Annotated in this window: 22 protein-coding genes; 17 read left to right on the top strand and 5 right to left on the bottom strand. The window is 65.3% G+C overall.

The window, feature by feature from the left end; all coding sequences use genetic code 11:
* Positions 1 to 37: 37 nt before the first annotated feature.
* The 7 genes from atpA (at position 38) to ARTH_RS13210 (ending at position 8,892) form a co-directional block, all read left to right on the top strand.
* Positions 38 to 1,675, top strand: coding sequence for a F0F1 ATP synthase subunit alpha (gene atpA / locus ARTH_RS13240; protein ID WP_011692448.1), 1,638 nt, complete (start codon positions 38 to 40; stop codon positions 1,673 to 1,675).
* A gap of 76 nt (positions 1,676 to 1,751) precedes the next feature.
* Positions 1,752 to 2,645 (top strand): F0F1 ATP synthase subunit gamma, encoded by an 894-nt coding sequence (locus tag ARTH_RS13235; RefSeq protein WP_011692447.1) that lies wholly within the window; start codon positions 1,752 to 1,754, stop codon positions 2,643 to 2,645.
* Positions 2,646 to 2,727: 82 nt separating this feature from the next.
* Positions 2,728 to 4,182, top strand: coding sequence for a F0F1 ATP synthase subunit beta (gene atpD, locus ARTH_RS13230; protein ID WP_011692446.1), 1,455 nt, complete (start codon positions 2,728 to 2,730; stop codon positions 4,180 to 4,182).
* A gap of 1 nt (position 4,183) precedes the next feature.
* Positions 4,184 to 4,468, top strand: a complete 285-nt coding sequence (locus ARTH_RS13225) for a F0F1 ATP synthase subunit epsilon (protein WP_011692445.1) — start codon at positions 4,184 to 4,186, stop codon at positions 4,466 to 4,468.
* Positions 4,469 to 4,478: 10 nt separating this feature from the next.
* Positions 4,479 to 4,910 (top strand): DUF2550 domain-containing protein, encoded by a 432-nt coding sequence (locus ARTH_RS13220; protein ID WP_011692444.1) that lies wholly within the window; start codon positions 4,479 to 4,481, stop codon positions 4,908 to 4,910.
* A 5-nt stretch (positions 4,911 to 4,915) separates the two neighbouring features.
* Positions 4,916 to 6,262, top strand: coding sequence for an alpha/beta hydrolase (locus tag ARTH_RS13215; protein WP_011692443.1), 1,347 nt, complete (start codon positions 4,916 to 4,918; stop codon positions 6,260 to 6,262).
* Between the two features lie 98 nt (positions 6,263 to 6,360).
* Complete coding sequence (locus ARTH_RS13210) at positions 6,361 to 8,892, top strand: bifunctional lysylphosphatidylglycerol flippase/synthetase MprF (RefSeq protein ID WP_052309791.1); 2,532 nt, start codon at positions 6,361 to 6,363, stop codon at positions 8,890 to 8,892.
* Between the two features lie 178 nt (positions 8,893 to 9,070).
* Here ARTH_RS13210 and ARTH_RS13205 read toward each other — a convergent pair whose 3' ends face one another.
* Both ARTH_RS13205 and nucS read right to left on the bottom strand, forming a co-directional pair.
* A complete protein-coding gene (locus ARTH_RS13205; protein ID WP_011692441.1) occupies positions 9,071 to 9,274 on the bottom strand; it encodes a cold-shock protein in 204 nt (67 codons plus the stop codon).
* 295 nt (positions 9,275 to 9,569) lie between these two features.
* Entirely contained in the window at positions 9,570 to 10,265 is a 696-nt protein-coding gene (gene nucS, locus ARTH_RS13200) for an endonuclease NucS (RefSeq protein WP_011692440.1), read from the bottom strand.
* Positions 10,266 to 10,356: 91 nt separating this feature from the next.
* On the opposite strand from nucS, the gene ARTH_RS13195 reads away from it, so the two are divergent.
* Both ARTH_RS13195 and ARTH_RS13190 read left to right on the top strand, forming a co-directional pair.
* The gene (locus ARTH_RS13195) at positions 10,357 to 10,701 is read left to right on the top strand and encodes a hypothetical protein (RefSeq protein ID WP_011692439.1); all 345 of its coding nucleotides are present in this window, start codon (positions 10,357 to 10,359) and stop codon (positions 10,699 to 10,701) included.
* 10 nt (positions 10,702 to 10,711) lie between these two features.
* Complete coding sequence (locus tag ARTH_RS13190; RefSeq protein ID WP_011692438.1) at positions 10,712 to 11,512, top strand: alpha/beta hydrolase; 801 nt, start codon at positions 10,712 to 10,714, stop codon at positions 11,510 to 11,512.
* Between the two features lie 9 nt (positions 11,513 to 11,521).
* Here ARTH_RS13190 and ARTH_RS13185 read toward each other — a convergent pair whose 3' ends face one another.
* Positions 11,522 to 12,820 (bottom strand): AI-2E family transporter, encoded by a 1,299-nt coding sequence (locus ARTH_RS13185; RefSeq protein WP_043430814.1) that lies wholly within the window; start codon positions 12,818 to 12,820, stop codon positions 11,522 to 11,524.
* Positions 12,821 to 13,013: 193 nt separating this feature from the next.
* On the opposite strand from ARTH_RS13185, the gene ARTH_RS13180 reads away from it, so the two are divergent.
* The 8 genes from ARTH_RS13180 to ARTH_RS13145 all read left to right on the top strand — a co-directional run bounded on the left by ARTH_RS13180 (position 13,014) and on the right by ARTH_RS13145 (position 22,570).
* On the top strand, positions 13,014 to 14,804 hold the full coding sequence (locus ARTH_RS13180; protein ID WP_052309695.1) for a hypothetical protein: 1,791 nt from the start codon (positions 13,014 to 13,016) through the stop codon (positions 14,802 to 14,804).
* Positions 14,805 to 14,855: 51 nt separating this feature from the next.
* Positions 14,856 to 15,866 (top strand): tetratricopeptide repeat protein, encoded by a 1,011-nt coding sequence (locus ARTH_RS13175; protein WP_043429872.1) that lies wholly within the window; start codon positions 14,856 to 14,858, stop codon positions 15,864 to 15,866.
* Complete coding sequence (locus ARTH_RS13170; protein ID WP_011692434.1) at positions 15,866 to 16,966, top strand: NADH:flavin oxidoreductase/NADH oxidase; 1,101 nt, start codon at positions 15,866 to 15,868, stop codon at positions 16,964 to 16,966. The genes ARTH_RS13175 and ARTH_RS13170 overlap by 1 nt, the downstream gene beginning before the upstream one ends.
* Positions 16,967 to 17,021: 55 nt before the next feature.
* Positions 17,022 to 17,828 carry an ABC transporter ATP-binding protein gene (locus ARTH_RS13165; RefSeq protein WP_011692433.1) on the top strand — a complete coding sequence of 269 codons (807 nt, stop codon included), beginning with the start codon at positions 17,022 to 17,024 and terminating at the stop codon, positions 17,826 to 17,828.
* Positions 17,810 to 19,381: a hypothetical protein gene (locus tag ARTH_RS13160; protein ID WP_011692432.1), complete on the top strand. Its 1,572-nt coding sequence runs from the start codon at positions 17,810 to 17,812 to the stop codon at positions 19,379 to 19,381. The genes ARTH_RS13165 and ARTH_RS13160 overlap by 19 nt, the downstream gene beginning before the upstream one ends.
* A gap of 40 nt (positions 19,382 to 19,421) precedes the next feature.
* A complete protein-coding gene (nagB, locus tag ARTH_RS13155) occupies positions 19,422 to 20,204 on the top strand; it encodes a glucosamine-6-phosphate deaminase (RefSeq protein WP_011692431.1) in 783 nt (260 codons plus the stop codon).
* Between the two features lie 38 nt (positions 20,205 to 20,242).
* Positions 20,243 to 20,578 (top strand): DUF3039 domain-containing protein, encoded by a 336-nt coding sequence (locus ARTH_RS13150; RefSeq protein ID WP_043429870.1) that lies wholly within the window; start codon positions 20,243 to 20,245, stop codon positions 20,576 to 20,578.
* Positions 20,579 to 20,794: 216 nt separating this feature from the next.
* Positions 20,795 to 22,570 carry a DEAD/DEAH box helicase gene (locus ARTH_RS13145; protein WP_011692429.1) on the top strand — a complete coding sequence of 592 codons (1,776 nt, stop codon included), beginning with the start codon at positions 20,795 to 20,797 and terminating at the stop codon, positions 22,568 to 22,570.
* A 51-nt stretch (positions 22,571 to 22,621) separates the two neighbouring features.
* On the opposite strand, the gene ARTH_RS13140 is transcribed toward ARTH_RS13145, so the two are convergent.
* Both ARTH_RS13140 and ARTH_RS13135 read right to left on the bottom strand, forming a co-directional pair.
* Positions 22,622 to 23,272 carry an isochorismatase family protein gene (locus ARTH_RS13140; RefSeq protein ID WP_011692428.1) on the bottom strand — a complete coding sequence of 217 codons (651 nt, stop codon included), beginning with the start codon at positions 23,270 to 23,272 and terminating at the stop codon, positions 22,622 to 22,624.
* On the bottom strand, positions 23,272 to 24,600 hold the full coding sequence (locus ARTH_RS13135) for a nicotinate phosphoribosyltransferase (protein ID WP_011692427.1): 1,329 nt from the start codon (positions 24,598 to 24,600) through the stop codon (positions 23,272 to 23,274). The genes ARTH_RS13140 and ARTH_RS13135 overlap by 1 nt, the downstream gene beginning before the upstream one ends.
* Positions 24,601 to 24,623 lie beyond the last annotated feature (23 nt).

Genomic DNA, 24,623 nt, shown 5'->3' with positions numbered 1-24,623 from the left:
AACGATGATCACGAAAACAGGAGAGCAGGGACTGCAGATGGCCGAATTGACCATCAACGCCGACGACGTCCGTATTGCGTTGAACGAGTTCGCGGCGTCCTACGAACCCGGAAACGCAGAGCGCGTAGAGGTCGGCCGTGTGACCACCGCAGGTGACGGCATCGCCCGTGTTGAGGGCCTTCCCTCGGTCATGGCGAACGAGTTGCTTCGTTTCGAAGACGGCACGCTGGGCCTGGCCCAGAACCTCGACGTCCGCGAAATCGGTGTCATCGTCCTCGGTGACTTCACCGGAATCGAAGAAGGCCAGGAAGTCCACCGCACGGGTCAGGTTCTGTCCGTGCCGGTTGGCGACGCCTTCCTCGGCCGCGTGGTTGACCCGCTGGGCCAGCCGATCGACGACCTCGGCGAAATCAAGGCTGAGACCACCCGTGCACTGGAACTCCAGGCGCCCGGCGTGACCCAGCGCAAGTCGGTTCACGAACCGATGCAGACCGGTCTGAAGGCTATCGACGCCATGATCCCGATCGGCCGCGGCCAGCGTCAGCTGATCATTGGCGACCGCCAGACCGGCAAGTCGGCAATCGCTATCGACACCATCATCAACCAGAAGGCCAACTGGGCTTCCGGAGACGTCACCAAGCAGGTGCGCTGCATCTACGTGGCCATCGGCCAGAAGGCGTCCACCATCGCGGCTGTTCGCCAGACGCTCGAGGACAACGGCGCACTGGAATACACCACCATCGTGGCTTCCCCGGCGTCCGACCCCGCAGGCTTCAAGTACCTGGCTCCTTACGCCGGTTCGGCTATCGGCCAGCACTGGATGTACGGCGGCAAGCACGTCCTCATCGTGTTTGATGACCTCTCCAAGCAGGCTGAGGCCTACCGTGCAGTTTCACTGCTCCTCCGCCGCCCGCCGGGACGCGAAGCCTACCCGGGTGACGTCTTCTACTTGCACTCCCGTCTGCTGGAGCGTTGTGCCAAGCTCTCCGACGAGCTCGGCGCAGGCTCGATGACCGGCCTGCCGCTCATCGAGACCAAGGCAAACGACGTCTCTGCTTACATCCCGACCAACGTGATCTCCATTACCGATGGCCAGATCTTCCTGCAGTCGGACCTCTTCAACGCCAACCAGCGTCCCGCCGTCGACGTGGGTGTCTCCGTTTCCCGCGTGGGTGGCGCAGCGCAGGTGAAGTCGATGAAGAAGGTCTCCGGTACTTTGAAGCTGGAATTGGCCCAGTACCGCGACATGCAGGCGTTCGCAATGTTCGCGTCGGACCTCGACGCCGCATCGCGCCAGCAGCTGACCCGTGGTGCACGCCTGATGGAACTGCTCAAGCAGGGCCAGTACTCGCCGTTCCCGGTCGAGAACCAGGTTGTGTCCATCTGGGCCGGTACCAACGGCTACCTGGACGACGTTCCGGTTGAGGACATCAGCCGCTTCGAGACCGAGTTCCTGGAGCACCTGAAGCACAAGTCCTCCATCCTGACGACGCTGGCACAGACCAACGTCATGGACGATGACACCGCTGAAGCACTGAAGACCTCGATCGTGGCCTTCAAGAAGGGCTTCTTCGGCGAGGGCGACAACCTCCTGGTTGGTGCGGGGCACGAGGAATACGCTCCCATCGACGAGGCGCAGGTCGACCAGGAAAAAATCGTCAAGCAGAAGCGCTAGTTTCGCTGGCAGGGACTGCCGGGACCCAGACGGGTTCCGGCAGTCCCGGCCACCGGGATCTTAGGAAAGGATAAGTATGGGAGCCCAGATTCGGGTCTACCGCCAGAAGATCAGCTCGACGACGTCGATGCGCAAGATCTTCAAGGCGATGGAACTGATCGCTACCTCGCGCATCGGCAAGGCCCGCGCACGCGTAGCGGCTTCACTGCCTTACGCAAACGCGATCACGCGTGCCGTTTCTGCTGTCGCAAGCCAGAGTGAAATCGACCACCCGCTGGTCACCGAGCCCGAGCAGATCCGCCGCGCCGCCGTCCTGGTCATCACTTCGGACCGTGGCCTCGCAGGTTCGTACTCGGCAAGTGTGCTCAAGCAGGCGGAAGGCCTCACCGAGCTGCTCCGTGAGGAAGGCAAAGAAGTCAAGACATACGTTGTCGGCCGCAAGGCCCAGGCGTACTTCGACTTCCGCAACCGTCCCTACGCACAGGTATGGACCGGGAACACCGATTCGCCGGTGTTTGCGACCGCTCAGGAAATCGGCGCAGCGCTGCTCGAGGATTTTGCCACCGCCTACGAAGAGGGAGGCGTGGACGAGATCCACGTCGTCTACACCCGCTTCAAGTCCATGGTGACGCAGGAACCGACGGTCATCCGCCTGCTTCCCCTCGAGGTCGTCGAAGAGCAGGCCGCGTCCGAATCGGACCTCCTGCCGCTCTACGAATTCGAGCCGGAAACGGAGCAGGTGCTCGATGCCCTGCTGCCGCGCTACATCGAATCACGTATCTTCGCCGCCATGTTGCAGGCAGCAGCTTCCGAGCTCGCAGCCCGTCAGCGGGCGATGAAGTCTGCCGGCGACAACGCCACGGACCTCATCAAGAAGTACACGCGTCTGCGCAACACTGCCCGCCAGGCTGAAATTACGCAGGAGCTTTCCGAAATCGTGGCCGGTGCCGACGCTTTGAACGCGTCCTAGCCAGCACGGTTCCGGATCCAGCTGTACCTGCACTAAAAGATAAACTTAACCCCCACGCCATCTACTGAGTGAAGTGAGAGAGATGACTGCCACCGCTACCGAACACGTAGCCGCAACGTCCGGTGCTACCGGCCGTATTGCACGTGTTATTGGCCCGGTTGTCGACGTCGAATTCCCGGCTGACGCAATCCCCTCGATTTACAACGCACTCACCACGGAGATTACTCTCAACGGTGAGACCAAGACCATCACGTTCGAGGTCGCCCTCCACCTGGGTGACAACCTCATTCGCGCCATCTCCCTGCAGGCCACCGACGGACTCGTCCGCGGCACCAACGTCGTGGACACCGGCTCGCCCATCACCGTGCCCGTCGGCGACGGCGTCAAGGGTCACATCTTCAACGTCCTCGGCAAGCCGCTCGACGTTGACGAGTCCGAGATCCAGGCTTCGGACCACTGGGCGATCCACCGCAAGGCTCCCGCCTTCGCGACCCTCGAAGGCTCCACCGAGATGCTGGAAACCGGCATCAAGGTGATCGACCTCCTCACCCCGTACATCAAGGGTGGAAAGATCGGCCTGTTCGGTGGCGCCGGTGTCGGCAAGACCGTGCTGATCCAGGAAATGATCACCCGTGTTGCCCGCAACTTCGGCGGCACCTCGGTGTTCGCCGGTGTCGGCGAGCGTACCCGTGAAGGTAACGACCTCTGGGTTGAAATGGAAGAGGCAGGCGTCCTTAAGGACACCGCCCTTGTATTCGGCCAGATGGATGAGCCGCCGGGAACGCGTCTGCGTGTGGCGCTGTCCGCTCTGACCATGGCGGAGTACTTCCGCGATGTGCAGAACCAGGACGTGCTGCTCTTCATCGACAACATCTTCCGCTTCACGCAGGCAGGCTCCGAGGTTTCCACCCTTCTCGGCCGCATGCCGTCCGCCGTGGGTTACCAGCCGAACCTTGCCGACGAGATGGGTCTCCTCCAGGAGCGCATCACGTCCACCAAGGGCCACTCCATCACCTCGATGCAGGCCATCTACGTTCCCGCGGATGACTACACCGACCCGGCACCGGCCACCACCTTCGCACACCTCGACGCGACCACGGAACTTTCCCGTGAAATCGCTTCGCGTGGTCTGTACCCGGCCGTGGATCCGCTGACGTCGACCTCCCGTATCCTGGACCCCCAGTACATCGGCAAGGACCACTACAACACGGCTGTCCGTGTGAAGCAGATCCTGCAGAAGAACAAGGAACTCCAGGACATCATCGCCATCCTCGGTGTTGACGAACTGTCTGAAGAGGACAAGATCGTCGTGTCGCGTGCACGCCGCATCCAGCAGTTCCTCTCCCAGAACACCTATACCGCCAAGCAGTTCACCGGCGTCGAAGGCTCCACCGTTTCCATCAAGGACACGGTTGAAGGCTTCACCGCCATCTGCGACGGCGAGCTTGACCACGTTGCAGAGCAGGCGTTCTTCAACGTCGGTGGCCTGGATGACGTTGAGCGCCAGTGGGCCAAGATCCAGGAACAGACCAAGTAATATGGCTGAGCTTGAGGTTGAGATTGTCGCAGCGGACCACTTCGTGTGGTCCGGAGCGGCCAAGATGGTCAAGGCCCGCACCAGCGATGGTGAAATCGGAATCCTGCCCGGCCACTCGCCCCTGCTGGCGATTCTGGCCGAGGGTGAACTGGCTATTGAGCCGGTTTCCGGTGAACGCATTGCTGTAGTTGTCGACGGCGGATTCTTCTCCGTCGACAACAACAGGGTGGTCATTGTCGCTGACAACGCCCAAATGGGTGAAGCAGCTACTGCGGGGATCCGCTAGCCCGACCTTGATGAACGATCCTGGTTTTCCGTTCATCGCATTGGCAACTGTCCTTGCGTTGCTGATTTTTGCACTGTGCCTGTCCGGGGTACGCCGCTTTAACCTGCGGCGTGCCCTGGGCACAGTGGACGCCTCCATTTGCACGGCCGGAAAGGGCTGGCAGATGGGGGTTTGTCGTTATCAGGACAACGACCTTGAGTGGTTCAAGCTGCTCTCGCTCAGCGTCCGCCCCAAATACACGTTCCGGCGCAGTTCACTGGAACTCGTGGGACGCCGCCAGCCCACCGAAGCGGAACTCGTGAAGGTCCAGCCTGACTCAGTCATCGTGGAACTTCACTACGAAGGCCAGGACGTCCTGCTGGCCATGAAGTTCGACGCCTACACAGGACTGTCCTCGTGGCTGGAAGCCGGGCCGGTCATCGGTGTGGGCACCTGGCGCTAACGCCGGTGGATCTCGTCGCTGATGTCCATCTAACCGACGGACCTGTGCTGTGGGTTGCCTGGGCCGCCGGTGCCGCCGGCTTTGGCTGGCTGCTGTGGGCACGCGGACGCCGCTGGCCCCTGAGCGCCGGCGCTGCCCTCCTGCTGGCGGCCGGCGTTGTGGCCGCCTTGCACTGGCTGCTGATTTACACTTTTTCGGCCCTGCCCGAGAGTCTCCCGCGCGAAGTACTCGCGTGGTTTGTGGCAATGGTCTTCGCCCTCTTCCTAGGGGTGCTCCGGCTGTGGAAGCTTCGACGCTCCTCTCCGGCGGAGGGACCTTCCCCGCCGGCCGGCGTGCACACCTGGCGGGGGAGGGCCGCCGCCGTGGCGTCGATCCTGGGAGTCCTCCTGCTCGGTGCCGTCCAGATCAACGCCTATTTCGGCCTCAACCATACGGTGAGTGATGTGATGGGCACCGCCGTAGCCAGGATCCAGCCGCTGGAAGCCGGTTTGGAACGCCAGCCCGCGGCCGCCGCCCCTACGGCCCTGGCAGCCTGGCGGCCGCCGGAGGGAATGCCTGCCGACGGCGTTGTGCGGAAGGCGCAAATCCCGGGCACTGATTCGGGTTTCAGCAGCCGTGAGGCATATGTCTACCTGCCGCCCGCCTACCAGGCTGTGCCCCGCCCGGCGCTTCCCGTCCTTGTTCTTTTTTCAGGACAGCCCGGAGGGCCGGCCGATTGGCTCACAGGCGGGGCGCTGCGCAGCCGGATGGACCGCTTCGCAGCGGACCACGACGGCGTGGCCCCGGTTGTCGTGGTGGTGGATCCCAACGGAACAGCGTCGGCCAATACTCTCTGCATGGATAGCCGCATAGCCAAGGCTGATACGTTTCTTGCGCGGGATGTACCTCGCTGGATCAAGCAGACCCTGGACGTTTCCGCGGACCACCGGCAGTGGGCTGCGGGCGGATTTTCCTTTGGTGCCACCTGCGCATTGCAGATGGGAACCCGCCATCCCGGCACTTACGCCTCGGTCCTTGCGTTCTCGAGCGAACGGGAGCCGGCACTGGCGAAGGAGCGGCAGAAGACCATTGACGCGTCGTTCGGCGGCGATGTTGCAGCCTTTGATGAGCAGACTCCCTTGAACATCATGGCTAGAACACGGTTTGAGGGTCACGCCATATATTTCGGCGCCGGAGCAAGGGACCCGGAATTCCTCGCCTACATGGATGAGCTGTCCGCAGCGGCCCGGCGGGCAGGCTTCGCCGTTCAGGCCGACCCGGTTGCCAATACCGGACATTCCTGGGAGGCGGCATCCAAGGCACTCCCGGCCGCCCTGGATTTCCTGGCACCACGGTGGGGAATCGCGCCATGAACGGGCAAGGGAACTCTACTCAGGTGATCGTCAGGAAGGGCTCCGTGCCGGACGGCGGCGTCAGGTGGTCTGACGTTGCGCTTCGGGCCCTGCGCCGCATGCAGGAGCACTTCAAGGCCGTGCCGTTTACCTTGGCCGTCCTTGGCCTGTTCCTTGGCGCCGGCGCGGCGACCAACAGCTTCCTGTCCGGGCCTCCGGAGGCACTTCTTGACGTGGCCTCGGTGCACGCGGCCGCCCTGAAGGACGGCCGCTGGTGGTCCATGTTTACATCGCTCTTCTTTGCCACGAACCCCGCCGCGTACCTCACCGCCGCAACAATGATCCTGCTGTTCCTGGGCCTGGCCGAGCGCCGGCTGGGCACATTGCGGACCGCGGCGTTCTTCTTCGGCGGGCAGTTCGCGGCCGTCTCACTGTTTCTGCTGGTCACCCAGCTCGCCCGCTTCGCCGGGGACGGATGGCTTGGCCTGATGGTGGATGCCCGGCTCATTGGCCCCTACGCTGCGGTCCTGGCTGCCGTGCTGGGGGCCAGCGGCCTAGCGCCCACCCTGTGGCAGCGGCGACTGCGTACGGGCATCGTGTCAGCGTCGCTGCTGCTCGTCCTCTATGTGGGGCATCCGGAGACGGTCGTCGGTTTCCTGGGTGCCCTGGCGGGGCTTGCTGCCGGGTGGTGGATCCAGAGCGACCAGGGGACCCTACACCGGCACCGCTCCACCGGCCGCGAGACGCGCAACCTGCTGGCCCTGATCGTGGGGATCTTCGCCGTCGGCCCCATCCTGACCGCCGCCGTCCGCAGTCCCACCGGGCCGCTGGCGCTGCTGCGGGACGTGGTCCTCAACCCGTTGCCCACCCTGAGCCAGCTTGAGCAGAACTGCGGCGGCACTGTTGACGTGAGCTGCCTGGAAATCGGGCGGACGGGGTTCGCCGGACCGCTGGGCCTTGCACTGGCCGTAGTGCCGGTACTGCTCCTGCTGATCTGCGCGGACGGCCTGCGGCGTGGCCGCAGGCTTGCCTGGCGGATCACCATCGGGGTCCAGCTGGCCGTCACGGCCTTGTCTGCCGTGTACCTCACGCTGTTTGCCCGGATACCCCACTACCCGTCACGGCCGCACACGGCCGTGATGGGCTCAGGATTCGTCCACGTGCTCCCGCTCGTGGCTGTCCCGTTGCTCCTCATCCTGCTGCTGTGGATCAACCGGCGCCAGTTCCGTGTGGAAACTTCGGCAAGGGGACGGCGTACCCTGACCCGGGTGCTGGCAGCAACGTGGCTTGCACTTGCCGGTACCTACACCATCGCATGGCTGGGTGCCGGCGGAATGGAGCGCGACGGCGGACTGTCCGGGCTCGCGGCCGAGCTGGCTCGCCAATACCTTCCGGTTCCCATCCCCAGTCTCTACAACCGCATTTTCCAGGACAGGCAATCTGTGGAGGCTTTCCTGTTTGCCTATTCCGGCATCGCGTTCTGGGCGGTGGCACTCGTAGGCGTGTGGATGGTGTTGCTGGGGCGGCACCACGGCGCCGGCGCTGGTGTCGTGGAGAGGGATGTGGCCCGCCGGCTGGTGCGCCGCGGCGGCGACTCACTTTCCTGGATGGCGCTGTGGGAACCGAACAAGTACTGGTTCACACCGGCCGGGGATGCCGGGGTGGCCTACCAGCAGCATGGCAGTGTTGCCCTCACGCTGGGCGGTCCCTTCGGAGACCCGGCGCTGCGGGAGGAAGCCGCTGCCGGATTCATGCAGTACTGCGCCGAGCATGCGTTGGTGCCATGTTTCTATTCCTGCACCGACGAGCTGTGGCCCATGCTGCACTCCCGTGCGTTCAGCAGGGTGGCCGTCGCGCAGGAGACGCGGCTCGCTGTCAGGGAACTCGAATTCAAAGGCAAGGAATGGCAAAACGTCCGCACTGCACTGAACCGTGCCCGAAAGACCGGCGTGACGGCCGTCTGGGGACGCTACAGCGGGTTCCCCGCCGCGCTGCGCGCCCAGCTCCTCGAGGTATCCGAGGAATGGGCTGCGCAGAAATCCGTTCCGGAGATGGGATTTACGCTCGGCGGCATGGACGAACTGATGGACGACGACGTGCTGTGCTGCGTCGCAGTCGACCCTGACGGCCTGGTGCATGGCGTGACCAGCTGGCTGCCGGTATATGAGGAGGGACGGGTGGTCAGCTGGACGCTCGATTTCATGCGCCGGCGGGAGGACGGATTCCCCGGAGTTATGGAGTTCCTGATTGCCTCCGCAGTACTGGAGCTGCGGAATTCGGTGGAAGTTATTTCCCTCTCCGGCTCGCCCCTGGCTAAGGAGCCGGAGGAAGCGGCAGTGTCCGACGCACCACGGGATTCGGACCAGGACACCGGCCGTGACAAGGACCAGGAACCGGACCGGGGGAGGGCGCGGGAGCCCGAGGCCCTCACGGCGATCCTTGATGTGGTGGGGCGGGCACTCGAACCGGTGTACGGATTCCGCTCCCTGGCCACCTTCAAATCCCGGTTCAAGCCTGATTACCGCACGCTCTACCTCTACTACCAGGACCCCCTCCAACTGCCGGCGATTGGCCGGGCCCTGAGCCGCGCCTATCTGCCGGGTCTATCGGTCCGCCAGAGCGCCCGGCTGCTGAGGACAATGGTCAGCTAATTCCGTAACGCCCGTTGAAATTTCCGGGCATCATGATTTCAGATTCCGAAAACATTTGTGACAAGCAACAATGCGTCGAACGGCCAATGGAAAATTCCCAAAAAAATGATCCCCGGCACTAATGCCGGGGATCATTGATTCGCAGGAAGCCGCCGACAGGCGGCAATCCGACGAGGGACTAGACCAGAGTTACGCCGGTAGCCTGGGGGCCCTTGGCGCCCTGACCGATCTCGAACTGAACGCGCTGGTTCTCGTCGAGGGTCTTGAATCCGCCGGTCTGGATCTCAGAGTAGTGAACAAAGACATCACCATCGGAGTCGTCCGGGGTAATGAAGCCGAAGCCCTTTTCAGCGTTGAACCACTTGACGGTTCCCTGTGCCATTTATTTCTCCTCATTATGGAACTTGCTTAAGTGCGGCACACTTCGTGCCGTACTTGGTCACTCCGCGAGAAGAATCCTGGCTTGCCGCCCGGTGGTACCGGACACTAGCTGACGAAGCTTCGCGCTCGCAACATGTCTTGCGAGCATGAAAAACACCTACACAAAGACTTATATAAGAATTTCACGTGGGTTGCGTCAGGTCAACGGGCAAAAGAGGGAATTCGATAAATTTTGCGTAAAGTCCTTGTGAACCGCTTCGTTATGACAGAGCACCGGGCGAATGACCGGCCGCCTATTAGAAGAGGCGTGATTCGCTGTCGTCCACGCCGCGCATGGCGTCGTAGTCCAGGGTGACGCAGTCGATGCCGCGGTCGTTGGCCAGCACCTTGGCCTGCGGCTTGATCTGCTGCGCGGCGAAGATGCCGCGGACCGGTGCCAGCAGCGGATCCCTGTTGAGGAGCTCAAGGTAGCGGGTCAGCTGTTCGACGCCGTCGATGTCGCCGCGCCTTTTGAGTTCAATGGCCACCGTGGCGCCGTCGGCGTCCCTGGCGAGGATGTCCACGGGACCAATGGCGGTGAAGTACTCGCGCCGGATCAGGGAAAATCCGGTGCCGAGGCGCTCGATCTGGTCAGCCAGCAGCCGCTGCAGGTCAGCCTCGACGCCGTCCTTTATGAGGCCCGGATCCTGGCCCAGCTCGTGGGAGGTATCGTGCAGCTGCTCGTGGATGTTGATGATGAGCCGGTCGTCGGTCTTCGCGGACTGGACCGTCCACTGTTCAGTGACGCCGAGCTCCAGGTCCACTTCGTCGGGAGTGGAGACCCGAAGGCTGGCCGGAGGGCTCATCCAGTTCAGCGGCTTGTAGGAGCCGCCGTCGGAGTGCACCAGCACGGACCCGTCCGCCTTGACCAGCAGAAGCCTGGTGGCAAGAGGCAGATGGGCCTTGAGGCGGCCGACATAATCAACAGAACAACGGGCTATGACTAAACGCACCCGGTAAACACTACCTTCTGGGCGCCGCGCAGCGACAGCGCAGCGACAGCGCAGCGACAGCGCCGGTCGTGTGCTGGGGCAGAATGGAAGCATGCCCCGTTCCAACCGCCCCCGCCGTGCCGCCTCCGGAAAGCTGGGACAGACCAGCCGCAAGCACGCCGCGGGTCCCGTGCCGGAGCTTGACCTTGAGCGCGCCCGGTCGGGGATCGCGCGGCGGGAAAGTGCCCCCGACGGCGAGTGGATGGTCCGCACCATGACGGCCAAACGGGCCGAGAAAGCCTACATCTGTCCGGGTTGCTCGACTGCAGTCCTTCCCGGCGTGGAGCACCTGGTGGTCTGGGCGGAGGACCACCTCTTCGGCGCGGCCGCGGGGCTTGCGGAGCGCAGGCACTGGCACTCGAACTGCTGGACGTCACGCACGTACCGCTATCGCTAAGCTGTTAGTCATGACTTTTGACCCGGCGTCGTTCGTATTCAGCCAGCCCTCCGAAGCAACCGCCATCCGGGCTTCAACCGTCCTCCCGGCCCGCCGGGAAAACATCGAACTACGTACCGAGGATGGTCACGTCCTCGTTGGCGAGCTGGCTGTCCCCGAATCGGGCGGGATCAGTGCCACGCTGATCACACTGCATCCCCTGCCCACCCATGGCGGCTTCATGGACTCGCACGTTTATCGCAAGGCCTCCTACCGGCTGCCGGCACTCGCCGGCGTCGCTGTCCTCAGGTTCAATACCAGGGGGACCAGTTCGCCCCGCGGCACTAGCGAGGGCCGGTTCGAGGAAGGCATCGGTGAACGGCTCGACGTCGAGGCGGCCGTGCGGTTCGCAGCTTCCAGGGATCTGCCCAACCGCTGGCTGGTGGGCTGGTCGTTCGGAACGGAGCTGGCCCTCATGTACGGCGCAACGGATCCCGTGGCATCACTGGTGGAAGGCGCCGTGCTGCTTTCACCCCCGCTGCACCGTGCTACAGACGCGCACCTGCAGGAATGGGCCGCCTCCGGCAAGCCCATGAAAGTGCTGGTCCCCGAACATGACGACTACCTCCAGCCGGCGGCCGCCGCAGAGCGCTTCAGCCTGGTGCCGCAGGCGGAGGTTGTGGGTGTCGACGGCGCCAAGCACCTGTGGGTGGGGGAGAAGTACGCCTCCCGGGTGCTCAACGAAATCGTGGACGAGGTCACGGTGCGGGGCGCTGGCCCCGACGGCCTGCCACAGGAATGGAGCGGGCCCGTCGCCTCGGCAACGCCGTAAGCCCCGGGGCTAGTGCTTATCCTGGCGGACGATGAAGATTTCCTTCACGAGCAGCATGACCGCGGCAGCGGTGGGAATGGCGATGAGGGCGCCGAGGACGCCGAGGAGGCTGCCTCCGGCGATCACCGAGATGACAGCCACTGCGCCCGGCACAGCCACAGCTTTTTGCATGATGCGGGGTGAGATGAAGTAGGCCTCGAACTGCAGGTAGGCAAAGTAGCAAATGGCGTAGACAAGGGCGGTCTGCCAGCCTGCGGTTAGCGCGATCAGCGTGACCAGCACGCCCGCAATCATTCCGCCGACCAGGGGGATGAAAGCCAGCAGGGCCACGACGAACGCCAGCAGCACGGCAAACGGAACGCCGACGATGGACATCACGATGAACGCAAACGTCGCGTTGAGGAGGGCGACGCAGGCCTGGCCGATAACGTAGTTGCCCACGGACCCGGTGATCTCTTCCGAAAGCGCCTCCACCCGGGCCCGGCGCGAGCGGGGCGCCAGCCGGTACCCCCACTTTTTCATGGCGGGAAGGGCCGCGAGGAAGTAAAGGCTGAGCACTAGGACGATCAGGGTTCCGAAGAGTCCGTTGGCCACCGTCGATCCGAAGCCCACGACGCCGCCGAAGATGCCACCCATGGCATCCGGATTGTTGACAAACTTTTCCAGCTCCTGCGTGATGCGTTCCCGCACGCCGAACTGGTCGTCAACACTGCGGAAGAAATCCGAATCGATGAAGTCCTGGATCCAGCGGGGTGCTTCCTGTACGACCTGGGTGACCTGCTGGACGATGGTGGGGATCAGCGTGGCGAAGAATCCGGCAACAGCGGAGACGAGGACCGTGACGGAGACCAGGATGCCGATGGGCCGCGGGAGCTTGCGTCCTTCCAGCCAGCGCACCACAGGGTCCAGGCCCAGGGCGATGAACAGCGCGGTCACGATCCAGAGCAGGAGCTGTGTGGTGTTCGACCCAATCCAATACACGAGCAAGGCCAGCCCGACGCCCACGGTGCCCATGAAACCCATATATAAGGGATGCTGGGACGACATCCGCGGACCGGGATGCCCAAAGCGGGTACTGGTCTCGGTTTCGGGTGTAATGGAATCTTCATCGAAGTCGGGCGGCATCTCGAAGCGGAGCCGGGGCTGCGCACCGGGAAGGGGCGTCCGCAGCCTGCGCAGCAGTGCCGCGGCCAGGCCCGGCAGCACCGGTTTGCGCTCGTGCTGCGAACTGCCCGGGGCATTCTCCCGGGGACCGGATTCGGGCGTGGCTTCGTGTCCTGGGGTGGACGAATCCGTGTGTTCAGTCACTGCGTTTTGGGGCCCTTTACCGTCTGTGGCGCCGCTGCTGCGGGACCGTGTGATGATCATCGCAAACACTATCAGCAGGCCTGTCAGCGCCCTGTTTTCCCCTTGGCGCGGCCGGTTGCCCTAGGCTGGGAACCAAGCTCCGATCTGACTCATTGGTAACAAAATGGTTACTATTGAAAGTAAACCCCCGCTGATGATAGGTATCCCTTTGCGTTTCAAGACTGCAGTTGCACTAGTGCTGCTCGGCCTCCTGACACTGCTGGCCGGCGTAGGACAGAAGACCATCTGGGCTCCGGCCGAGACCGTGACAGCCTCGGCGCCATCCGACGGCACCGCCGCACCACTGACCGTTATCGACCAAAAATTGCGGACCCTTCACGGGGGTACGGTCAAGATCAATGTCAAGGGCGAAGGCAGCTTCATGCTGGCGGCAGGCCGTCCCGACGACGTCGACGCCTGGGTAGGCAAAACGGCCCACAACACGGTCTCCGGCGTTTCCGAAGACAGCAAATCGCTCCAGCTCACGCACACGGACGGCGAAGCAGCCGCGCCATCGCCCGCCGGCTCCGATCTCTGGGTTACCACCGAGAACGCCAGCGGTGAACTGAACTACACCTGGAGCGCCCCCGCAGACGGCGAGTGGTCGCTCCTGCTGGCCTCGGACGGCACCAAGCCGGCACCGTCGTCCATCTCCATGACGTTCCCCAATGACACGTCAACTCCGTGGGCCGTGCCGTTGATGGTGCTCGGCGGACTCCTGATGCTGGCCGGTCTGGCGCTGCTGGTGATCAAGCCCAAGGGCGGCAAGCCCGCCGGAGTTGGCGGGGACGACGCCGGCGAATCCCTGAAGGACAAGCTGATCCGCCGTGCACGCGCAGCCCGCCCGGCCGGCACGCCGGCGCCTGACGCACCCTCGCCCGCTGAGTCGCCCGTCGACAAGCGTCCCGGCACCGCCACCTTCAGCCCCACGCGCGCCGGAGTGGCCATGGCCGCCCTTGCCGCCACCATCGTGGCCGGAACCGGCGTAGCTGCCCAGGCAGCCACGAGCCCCGCTCCGTCGCCGTCATCAAGCGAGGCAGCCGGCGCGGACACCGCCCCCGACTCACCGGTGCTGCTGGATGCCCAGTTCCGCCGCATCCTGGAACAGGTTTCCAGTACCGTGGACGCCGGCGACGCCGCCAAGGACGCAGCCAAGCTGAAGCCCCGTGTGGACCGCACCGAGCTTGAGGTCCGCACCCAGAACTACAAAATCCGCTCGCAGGTGGGCGCATACGAGGCACGCATGCCTGTCCGCGCCACTAAGCTGCTGACCACCGTCGTCACCAGCAAGCGCGCGTGGCCCCGTTCGGTCTTGGCGGTCACCCAGGGCGAGGGCAACGTTGTGCCCCAGCTACTGACCCTCGTGCAGAAATCCCCCCGCGAGAACTACAAGCTCGTAGAAACCACCCCGCTGCAGCCGGGCACCACGTTCCCCGCCATCGGACGCACCGGAACGGAAACCCTTGCCGCTGACGACAAGTCCGGCCTGCTTTACAGCGGCCAGGAAGCCCTAGCCGGACTGGGCGACCGCCTGACCAAGGCAGATTCGACGTTCAAGGACAAGCTCGTGGAGGGCCAGTCCTCGCCGTACATCGCCGACACCCTGGCCTACCAGGCCGATGTGGCCAAGACCGGTGTCAACGGCAACTTCAGCTTCACGCACAAGGTGGTCCCCGAGGACACCGTGGTATTCCGCACCGCGGACGGCGGCGCCCTGGTCCTGGGCCGGTTGAACTTCGCGTTCGACGGCACACCCAAGGCTGAGGGCGACAAGCTGGCGATCGGTGACGACGCAGCCGTGCTGGCCGGCGGCAAGGAAACGAGCTCCGGCATGGTGCTCAACTTCGCCGAGTCAGCGGCCGTCTACATCCCGCCGGCCGGATCCAAGGACCCGATGAAGCTCGTGGCCGCCACCCGCGGACTTGTGGGAGCCAGCTTCAAGTAGCCTCCGACGCGGGTATGACCGGCAGCGGCCGGAGTGGCTAGAGTGGAGGCTATGAGTTCGCCAGCCTCCCGTCCAGTCCCTTCAGCCGCTGCCAGCCAGCTCAACCTGCGCGGCGCCGTCGACCTTTCCAGCCTGAAACAGCGCACCGCGCCACCGGCCGGGCAGTCGCCCGCCGGCGGGCAGCCTGGCCCCGGCCAGCCGGCCTCTGCCCAGGGGACGGCGCCGGACACCGGCGGCCAGCCGCTCCGCGTGGATGTCACCGAGGGAAACTTCCAGCAGCTCGTTGAGCTGTCCGCGCAGGTGCCTGTGGTCTTCGGCCTCTGGGCAAGCTATTCACCCGCCTCGGGCGACCTGATCAACGTCCTTGAAGGCATCATCAACAGCTATGGCGGCCGGCTGGTCCTTGGTGCCGCGGACATCGACGCCTTCCCCCAGCTTGCCCAGGCATTCCAGGTCCAGGCTGTCCCCACCGCCGTGGCGGTGGTGAAGGGACAGCCCGTTCCCTTGTTCCAGGGCGGAGCCGACGAACAGCAGGTGCGCAGCCTGCTGGATGAACTGCTTAAGGTTGCAGCCGCCAACGGCGTCACCGGCAGCCTGGGCGGTGCAGGCACCGCAACTGCCGAGGCCGAACCGGCCCCGCTGCCGCCACTGCACCAGGCAGCCTTCGACGCCATCGAGGCGGGAGACTACGCTGCCGCTGCCGCGTCCTACCGCCAGGCCCTGCTGGAGATGCCGGCGGATGCCGAAGCCAAGGCAGGAGTCGCCCAGGTGGAGCTGATGGCGCGGCTGCAGTCCCTGACCGGTCCGGACGGCGAAGCGCTCCGCAAACTCGCGGCCGAAGAGCCGGACAACCTTGATGCGCAGCTGGGCGTGGCGGACCTGGACATCGCCGGCGGGCACATCGATGACGCCCTGGGCCGGATCGTCGGTTTCATCGGCCGGAACTTCGGCCCGGAGCGTGAGACCGCCCGCGTACGGCTGCTCGAGCTCTTCGAGGTGGTGGGTCCGTCTGACGAACGCGTTGCCAAGGCGCGGCAGGGACTGGCGCGGGTGCTGTTTTAATGCACTCGGCCCTGTTTTCACCGCTGGAGCTGCGCTCGCTGAAGCTGCGCCACCGCGGCTGGGTTTCGCCCATGTGCCAGTACAGCTGCGGCCCGGACACCGGTGAAGGCGTCCCGCATGACTGGCACCTCATGCATCTGGGGTCCTTCGCCGCCGGGGGAGCGGCCCTGATCCTCACCGAGGCGGCCGCAGTGAATGCGGCAGGCCGGATCAGCCCGCGTGACGCAGGCCTTTACAACGACGAACAGGCCGCGGCGTGGGAGCGGATCACGGCGTTTGTGCACCGCTACGGCGCTGCTGACGCAAAAATCGGCACGCAGCTGGCGCACGCGGGCCGCAAGGCCTCGACCTACTGGCCCTTCTCGGGGAAGCACGGCTCAGTGCCGGCGTCCGACGGCGGCTGGGAGACAGTGGGGCCCGGCACCGGGGCGTTCGACGGCTATGCGCCACCTGCAGCCTTGACAGCGGCGGAGATTGACGGCGTCATTGCGGATTTTGCAGCGGCTGCCGTCCGGGCGGTCGACGCAGGTTTCGACACAATTGAAATCCACGGCGCCCACGGTTACCTGCTGCACCAGTTCCAGAGCCCGCTGATCAACGACAGGACAGATGCCTGGGGCGGCGACGAGCCCGGGCGCAACCGGCTTACCCTGGCCGTGGTGGATGCAGTACGGAATGTCATCCCTGATTCGATGCCGCTGCTGCTGCGCATCTCCGCCTCGGACTGGGCCGACGGCGGTATCGACGCCGCCGCCTCGGTCCGGCTGGCCAGTGCCGCCGCAGAACGCGGTGTGGACCTGGTGGACGTCTCCAGCGGAGGTGCCGTGGCGCACCAGCAGATTCCGGCCGGCCCGGGTTACCAGACCGGGTTCGCGGCCCGGATCCGTCGCGAGGCAGGCGTCCGCACCGGCACCGTGGGACTGCTCACGTCGGCCGGGCAGGCGGAACACGCTGTGGCCACCGGACAGGCGGACGGGGTCTTCATTGCCCGCGCTGCCCTCCGCGACCCGCACTGGTGGCTGCGCGCCGCCTTCGAGCTCGGCCACGAGCTGCCGTGGGTCCCGCAATATGAACGCGCCGTTCCGCGCCACTCGTTCTAGGAAGTAGCCCTTTCGGACGATCCTCCCGAGGCGCCCGGGAGGCTACGCTGGCACCATGACTGAACCGCAACCCGGGATACGTCCGCCGGCCAGCCCCCAGCAGCACCCTGTTCCCGCCCTGTCGATCCGCGGCCTGGCAAAACGCTTCGGCGGGAAGATCGCGGTGGACGGGATCAGCCTGGATGTGCCGGCAGGGTCCTTCTACGGGATTGTGGGTCCCAACGGCGCAGGGAAGACCACCACGCTTTCCATGGCTACGGGGCTGCTCCGGCCGGACTTCGGCACGGCGCTGGTGCACGGCGTGGACGTCTGGGCCCGGCCCCTTGACGCCAAGAAGCTTATGGGCATCCTCACCGACGGCGTCCGGCTGTTCGACCGGCTGACGGGCGAACAGCTGGTGAGCTATGCGGGCCTGCTGCGGGGGATGAACAAGGACGTGGTGTCCGCCCGGGTGGCGGAACTCCTCGCCGCACTTGATCTCAGCGCCGACGCCGGAACCCTCGTGGTGGATTATTCCGCCGGCATGACCAAGAAGATCGCCCTGGCTTCCGCCCTCATCCACGCCCCCAGATTGCTGGTGCTGGATGAACCCTTTGAGTCGGTTGACCCGGTTTCCGCGGCGAATATCCGGGACATCCTGGACCGCTATGTTGAATCCGGCGGGACGGTGATCGTCTCCAGCCACGTCATGGACCTGGTGCAGCGGATGTGCGACCACGTTGCCGTGGTTGCCGGAGGCCGGCTGCTGGCGGCCGGCACGGTGGAGGAAGTCCGGGCCGGAGCTTCGCTGGAGGACCGGTTTGTCCAGCTGGTGGGCGGCCGCAGCCAAACGGAGGGCCTGGAATGGTTGCGCACCTTCTAAGGCTCAAAGTGACGCTCCTGCGCAACAGCCTCCGGCGCAGCCCCTGGCAGCTGCTGGGGCTGATCATCGGGGGACTGTACGCCGTCGGCATTGCCGGCTTCTTTGGGGTGGCGCTTGTGCTGCTCCGGACCGCAAGCCTGGAGCTCGCCCAGACCGTGGTGGTACTGGGCGGTGTCGCAGCGTTCCTGGGCTGGGCACTGGTTCCCGTCATTGCCTCTTCAGCTGACATGACCCTGGACCCGGCGCGCTTCACCACCGCGGCAGTCCCCATGCCCCAGTTGCTCACCGGCCTGGCCCTCGGCGGACTGATCGGGATCCCCGGCATCGCAACCGCACTCGTAGCGCTGGCCACGGTGGGCACCTGGAGCAGGGGATGGCCCCCGGCTGTGGCCGCCTTAGCGGGAGCCGTCCTGGGCGTGCTGACATGCATTGTCCTTTCCAAAGTGGTGACGACGGCGACTGCCGGCCTGGCATCCTCCCGGCGGTTCAAGGACGTCAGTGCGCTCGCCTTTATGGTGCCGCTGATGTTGATGGGGCCGATCGTGGCATTCCTGGCCCAGGGAGCCGCCGGCTCCGCCGGTTTCCTGTCCGGCCTCGCACGGATCCTGGCCTGGACACCGGCCGGTGCCGCGTGGTCGCTGGGCGGAGACACCGCGGCAGGCCAGTACGGACCTGCCGTGCTGAAGCTCCTGATCGCCCTGGCAACATTGGCAGGCCTGGCCTGGTGCTGGAAGATGCTCCTGCAGCGTGCCCTGGTCACACCGCCCTACGCTGCCAGCGGCAGGAAGCGCGCCGGCCGGATGGGCCTCTTCGGGGTGCTGCCGGCCACGCCCACCGGCGCCATAACGGCCCGGGCCCTCACGTACTGGATCCGGGACCCCCGGTACTCGGGATCCCTGGTGGTCATTCCGCTGCTGCCCGTCCTCATGTTCTTCCAGGCGAGCCAGACCGGGAACTACGGGGTCCTGGCGATCATCGGTCCGTTGGCAGCGTTCCTGCTGGCGTGGTCGATTTCCGCGGATGTGTCCTATGACAACACGGCGTTCGCCCTGCATTTGTCCAGCGGGGTCCGCGGCGTCCATGACAGGCTCGGGCGCGCCCTCGCCTGCCTGGCGTTCGCATTTCCCATCGTGCTGGTCTTCAGCGTCGGCCCGTTCTTCTTTACCGGCGACTGGGAATGGCTGCCGGCGCGGCTCGGACTCTCCCTGGGTGTCCTGTTCACCGGCCTTGGCCTGGCATCGGTCATCTCGGCACGGTATACGGTGGCGGTCCCGCTTCCGGGCGACAGTCCGTTCAAGAAGCCACCGGGAAACGTCGCCCAGACCATGGCGGTGCAGTTCGGCGGGATGGGCATATTGCTGGTGCTGGTGCTGCCGGAAGCTGCCCTGGTGGTCGCGCAGTCCGTCACGGGCAGCATGGTGCCAGGATGGATCAACCTGGTGCTGGGCCCGGCCCTGGGGTTGCTCCTCTTCGCCGCAGGGGTCCGACTCGGCGGGAAATGGCTCGACGCCCGCGGCCCTGAACTCCTGGCTCAGCTCTCAGTCAACCGTTAGGGGCATGATGGGTACTACAGGATGCGAAAGGCGGTAGGCCATGGAAGTGGTTATTCTTCCGGGGAGCAAACAGATCGGGGCGCTCGCCGCGGATGCCATCGAGGCGTTGCTGCGCCGGAAACCGGACGCGGTGCTCGGTCTGGCAACCGGGTCCTCACCGCTGCCGGTCTACGACGAACTCGCCCGCCGGCACGGGCAGGCCGGCCTTGACTTCAGCCGCGTCCAGGCGTTTGCGCTGGACGAATACGTGGGGCTTGAACCGGGGCACCCGCAGTCCTACCGCGAGGTCATCCGCCGGGAGTTCACGGACCGGGTGAACATTGCTCCCGGGAACGTGCATCACCCCGACGGCTCCGCGGCGGATATTCCGGCGGCCTGCCAGGCCTACGAAGACGCCATCAAGGCCGCCGGAGGGGTGGACCTCCAGCTGCTGGGGATAGGCACCGACGGCCACATCGGATTCAACGAGCCCGGCTCCTCGCTGGCGTCCAGGACGCGGATCAAGAGCCTCATCGAACAGACACGCCGGGACAACGCCCGGTTCTTCACAAACATCCATGATGTTCCCCACCATGTGCTCACCCAGGGGCTGGGCACCATCATGGACGCCCGCCATGTCATCCTGATTGCCACCGGTGCGCAGAAGGCGCAGGCGGTCCGGGACTTCGTGGAAGGTCCGGTGGCCGCCATCTGTGCCGCGTCCGTCCTGCAGATGCACCCGCACGTCACCGTCCTGGTGGACGAGGCCGCCGCGTCATCCCTGCGGCTGGCGGACTACTACCGCCACACCTATGACAGCAAGCCAGCCTGGCAGGGCCTGTAGCCCGGAGGTCCGGTTTTTTGTCCGGCGCAACGGCTAAGATGGATGCCATGACTAGCATGACGGACCCCCTCGAAAACGACCCGATGCGTGAGCTTTCCGGAGCAGGAACGTCCACAGCCACTATCGAGCGCGAGGAACTGCGCCAGGAAGTGGAACCCGGCGACCGGGAACGGTTCTCCCACTACGTGCGCAAAGAAAAGATCATGGAATCCGCCATGACGGGCGATCCGGTCATCGCACTGTGCGGAAAAGTGTGGACCCCGGGCCGCGATCCCCAGAAGTTCCCGGTCTGCCCGCAGTGCAAAGAGGTCTATGAAGGCCTGCGTCCCGGTTCGGACGGCGGCAAGGGCTCCGACGGCGATTCCGGCAAGTAGTGCCGGTTACCGGTCACCCGGCTGATTCGGGTGACCGGCCCGTCCTGCGGTGGCGGGGCAATACAACCACGGGGCGCTGATCTCTGCTGCGCGTGTCCCCGTGCCTACTAAGATTTTGATGACCGGACCAGTGCGGCTCCTCCGGAACAGATTGGTGTTTATGTTTATGTGTCTTTCGCTCACGGCTGCCGCAATGCGGGGAATTGAGGGCTCTGCGTGACGGAGACACTCTTTGGCGGGCCAACGCTGCCACCGGCCTACCCGGAACGGGCAGCGTGGGGAACCGCGCCGAAGCTCCGTGCATGGCAGCAGGAAGCGCTCGACCGCTATTTCGCAACCGGCCCCAAGGACTTCCTGGCGGTGGCAACCCCCGGGGCAGGCAAGACCACCTTCGCCCTGCGCGTGGCGTCGATGCTGATCGAGGCCGGCACCGTGAACCGTGTGACCATCGTGGCGCCCACGGACCACCTCAAACGCCAGTGGGCTGATGCGGCGGCACGGGTCGGCATCGCGATCGACCCCAACTTCAAGAACTCGGACGGACAGCACGGCCGTGGCTTCATCGGCGTGGCCGTGACCTATGCCCAGGTGGCCAGCAAGCCCATGCTGCACCGCGCCAAGACGGAAGCGGCCCGGACCCTGGTGATCCTCGACGAGATCCACCACGGCGGCGAAGCGCTGTCCTGGGGTGACGGCCTCCGTGAGGCCTTCGACCCCGCCGCACGCCGGCTATCGCTGACGGGAACGCCCTTCCGCTCCGACACATCGCCCATTCCGTTTGTGGAGTACGCCGAGGACCGGGACGGCATCCGCCGCTCCAAGGCGGACTACACGTACGGCTACGGCAACGCCCTCCGCGACCATGTGGTCCGTCCGGTGATGTTCATGGCGTACTCGGGACAAATGCGCTGGCGCACCAGCGGCGGTGAGGAGATGGCGGCTTCGCTGGGTGAATCGGCAGTCACCAAGGACATCATTGCCCACGCCTGGCGGACGGCCCTCAACCCGGCCGGCGAGTGGATCCCGGCTGTCCTGGCCGGGGCGGACAAGCGCCTGAGCGAGGTCCGCCGCACCGTGCCTGACGCCGGCGGCCTCGTGATCGCCACAGACCACGACGCTGCCCGCGCCTACGCCGGCCAGTTGAAGAAGATCACCGGTGAATCTCCCACCGTGATCCTTTCTGATGACGCCAAGGCCTCCAGCAAGATCGAGGAATTCACCGCCAGCGAGAAACGCTGGATGGTGGCCGTCCGCATGGTGTCCGAAGGCGTTGACGTGCCCCGGCTTTCGGTGGGCGTTTACGCCACCTCCACGTCCACGCCATTGTTCTTCGCCCAGGCCGTGGGCCGTTTTGTGCGCGCCCGCAAGCGCGGCGAAACCGCCTCCGTGTTCCTCCCGTCAGTGCCCCAGCTGACCGCGCTGGCGAACTCGATGGAAGCCGAACGGGACCACGCCCTGGACCGGCCGGAGAAAGAGGACGCTGACGGCCTGTTCAACCCCGAAGACTCGCTCATGGACGAGGCCAACCGGGAGGACAAGGCCTCCGACAGCCTCACCAAGGGCAAGTTCGAGGCCTTGGACTCGCAGGCATCATTCGACCGCGTGCTGTTCGACGGCGGCGAGTTCGGCACCGGCGGCGACATCGGATCCGACGACGAACTGGACTTTCTGGGCATTCCGGGCCTGCTGGACGCCGAGCAGGTGGGAACGCTGCTGCGCCAGCGCCAGCACGAACAGCAGAGCCGCAAGAAGCTGAGGGCTCCCGAGAGCGCACCGGCTCCCACCGTGCCGGACCACCGGATGCTGATGGACCTGCGCAACGAACTTGCCAAGAACGTGGCTGCCTGGTCCGCCCGGACCGGGACTCCGCACGGCGTGGTGCACACGAAGCTCCGCACCGTGTGCGGCGGCCCGCCGGTGGCGCAGGCGAATGAGGAACAGCTGCAGGCCAGGCTGCGGAAGCTTCAGGACTGGTTCATCGGCCGCAAGTAGGGCGCGGCAAGGTAGGGCGCGGCCGGGGCGGGCTGTCGAAGGAGCGCCGGATCAGGCGAGGTCCACGCCGCCGAGTTCCATCTCGGCGAAGGCGTCGTCAAGGTCGGCAGCGATCCCGGCCGTCAGGTTCCGGACCACCGTAACCGAATAGCCGGCCTGGACGGCATCCAGGGCCGTTGCCATGACGCAGTAATCGGTGGCGATGCCCACGATGACGACGTCCTCCACGTCGTGGCTCTGCAGCCAGTCGTCCAGGCCGATGGCGTCCTCGTCGGCGAATGAAGCCGCGGTGAGCTCCTCAGCGTCGTCCGGCAAAGGAAGGGCACCGGGTTTTCTCTCGCCCGTAGGCACCTCGTCCTCCGGAGCCAGGATGCCTTCGAAGCCGGAGTAGGCGGCAGTGAACTGGCCCTTCCGGAAATAGGCCTGGATGTACTCGGTGTCCAGGTCCGGATGCAGCTCCGCGCCGGGCGTGCCGGCAACGCAGTGCGGAGGCCAGCTGTCGATGAAGTCGGGGGCTTCGGAGAAGTGGGCGCCGGGCTCGATGTGCCAGTCCTGCGTAGCCACGATGTGGTCGAACTGACCGTGGCAGGCGTCCACGTACTCGCTGATGGCGCCCGCGACGTCGGCCCCGCCCTTGACGGCCAGGGATCCGCCCTCGCAGAAATCGTTCTGCACATCAACAATGATCAGGGCGCGTGACATCAGTTCTCCTCATAAACGGTGGGAATGGCCGCCTCGCCGCGCTGCAGGCGGTTGACGACGGGCGGCAGTTCCGCCATCGAGTCCATGTGGCGCTGGCGGGCGCGGAAGACGCCCTCGGTTCCGGTCCAGCCGGGGAGGAGCTCGCCGTTCTTGATGAACTGCTGCAGCAACTGGCGGTCGTTGCCGTCGTCCTCGGGACGGTAGCCCACCCCTAGGATCTCGTGGGTGGCGACGCCCCGTTCATTCAGTCTCCGCAGCGCGTACTTCCGGCCGCCCTTGCTCGTCTTGTTCTTGGCCGCTTTGGCCACGGACACGAATTCCCCGGAGTCGTCCGTGCGGCTGACGAGCTTGTACACCATGCTCGCGGTGGGGGCGCCGGAGCCGGTGACCAGCGAGGTGCCCACACCATAGGAATCAACGGGCGCCGACTGCAGCGCCGCAATGGCGTATTCATCCAGGTCGGAGGTGACCACGATCTTGGTGTTCTCGTTGCCCAGTTCGTCCAGCAATTGACGTACCCACTGGGCCTGCGCCACGAGGTCCCCGGAGTCCAGCCGGACGGCCCCCAGTTGGGGACCCGCCAGGTCAACGGCCGTACGGACGGCCGCTTCGACGTCGTACGTGTCCACCAGCAGCGAGGTTCCGCTGCCCAGGGAGGCGATCTGCGCCTCAAAGGCTTCCCGTTCGGTGTCGTGCAGAAGAGTGAAGGAATGGGCGGCGGTGCCCACCGTCTTGATGCCGTAGCGCCGGCCGGCTTCGAGGTTGGAAGTGCTGTCGAAGCCGGCGATGACGGCGGCACGTGCTGCCGCGGCCGCAGACTCCTCCTGGGTCCTCCGGGACCCCATTTCGATGCAGGGCCGGTTGCCTGCGGCGGTGATCATCCGGGACGCCGCGGAGGCGATGGCGCTGTCGTGGTTGAGCACCGAGAGAATGTAGGTTTCCAGGATGCAGGCCTCCGCGAACGTCGACTCCACAATCAGGATGGGGGAGTTGGGGAAATACGCTTCGCCCTCGGCATAGCCCCAGATGTCCCCGGTGAAACGGAACCCGGCCAGGTAGTCCAGGGTTTCGGCGTTGACCACTCCGGAACTGCGGAGGAAATCCAGCTCGGGGCCGCCGAACCGGAAGTCCGCGATGCCCTCCAGCAGCCGGCCTGTTCCGGCCACGATCCCGTAGCGGCGGCCGTCCGGGAGCCTGCGGGCGAACGCCTCAAACACCGACTTCCGGTGTGCGGCACCGGAGTGCAGCGCGGCCTGGAGCATGGTCAGCTCGTAATGGTCGGTGTACAAGGACGTGCGGGGATGGTCCCAGCCAGCAGAGGTACTCACGAATTCACTCTAGTGCGCATCGC

Source organism: Arthrobacter sp. FB24 (assembly GCF_000196235.1).
In the GTDB taxonomy this organism is placed as follows: Bacteria; Actinomycetota; Actinomycetes; order Actinomycetales; family Micrococcaceae; genus Arthrobacter.
The sequence above is the reverse complement of the archived record's forward strand: the minus strand, read 5'-3'. Positions and strand labels throughout refer to the sequence as shown.